This window comes from Vibrio sp. 2132-1 (assembly GCF_033344315.1).
This window is the reverse complement of sequence record NZ_JAWPON010000077.1, coordinates 1-1195: the sequence shown is the minus strand read 5'-3', so window position 1 is coordinate 1195 and position 1195 is coordinate 1. Positions and strand designations below refer to the sequence as shown.

Here is a 1195-nt window from a genome sequence, read left to right as displayed (position 1 = left end):
GCCCATACATAGAATGAAAACCAAAACCAAACTGGCGTGCTAATTCACGCCAGTTTTCTCGTTCTTGTCTCTCTCGTCGCAACACAATCAACCGCCTCGACTGACAGACACCGCTTTCCCGAATCCCCCTCGAGACATGGCTCTTCCAATGGTTCCGCCCCCAAGTTTGTTTAAGTTACTGGTCGCGACTTTGGTCGACTGGTTACGATAGGAGCCAAAAAACTGGCCTGCACCGTTATAAAATTTGGACTTATAGCGGTACATCGGTTCCGAATAATAACTCTTGTTGTAACCTTTCAAATCATTAACTGAACGACTATAGAAAAAGCCGCCAAAATGAGGGACATAAGCACGAGAGCTTGAGCTGTAGTAACAATCGTCTTCGTAAAAGTCGTTTTCACATTCGAATTCATTGTTATAACGAGGAGCATTTCGTTCAGCACGAGCCAATGCCTCTTGGTAAGCAATATCACACTGCTCACTAAACTCTGGCGAGTTGGATTTACATTCATCGGCGTCAGAAAAAATGTAGCCTTCAGTCTTTGATTCTTGGGTCGCAAGGAAGAAAATTCCGCCAAATGCCGCGAACGGTATGATTTTTCCAAGCTTTAAGCTTTTATCCATGGAAGAACGTTTAACGTTGGAACTGCGCTTCATCGTTCCTCCTAGTACGTCATACAAGCAGCATTCAACATGCCGACCGATATAGAAACCGCTGCAAGTACAATGCCTGCAGGCAGCTCATCTTTTTCGATACGCTCAGTAACTCTTGGCAGCAAAATGAAACGCACGATGGCAAATGCGATGATTTGCGCAAGCATGGCAACAACGCCCCAAACCATAAAGTCGACAATGTTGACTGAGTTTTTTGCCGCACCCGAAATCGCAATACAATAACCCAGAAAAGCGCCACTCAACGCCACTGCGGCTGCGGTATTTTGCTTTTCCTTGATCAGATGCCATTCATCATAAGGCGTAAGCTTGACGTAGATGAACTTAAACGCCAAAACAAAAATAATGGATACTGAGAAGTAGAGTAAAAAGTTTGGAAAACCTGCTAACAGGCCGGCAATCATGTGCATTATTGTTCCTTGTTCATTTCTTTCCATGCAAAATCATCAATACGTTCATCTGCAATGTAAAACAGCTTGGTATCCGGTGGCACTTCCGCATCTAAATCTGGGTTGAGTTGGAT

Annotated in this window: 2 protein-coding genes and 1 pseudogene; all 3 read right to left on the bottom strand. The window is 44.3% G+C overall.

Annotated elements, in window-relative coordinates; all coding sequences use genetic code 11:
• Positions 1-87: 87 nt before the first annotated feature.
• A complete protein-coding gene (locus R8N47_RS23540; protein ID WP_068865476.1) occupies positions 88-657 on the bottom strand; it encodes a DUF1190 domain-containing protein in 570 nt (189 codons plus the stop codon).
• Between the two features lie 8 nt (positions 658-665).
• A complete protein-coding gene (locus tag R8N47_RS23535; protein ID WP_005459831.1) occupies positions 666-1082 on the bottom strand; it encodes a DUF350 domain-containing protein in 417 nt (138 codons plus the stop codon).
• Positions 1082-1195 (bottom strand): annotated as a pseudogene (locus R8N47_RS23530) (two pore domain potassium channel family protein); the annotation flags it as partial. The pseudogene R8N47_RS23530 and the gene R8N47_RS23535, both read right to left, overlap by 1 nt.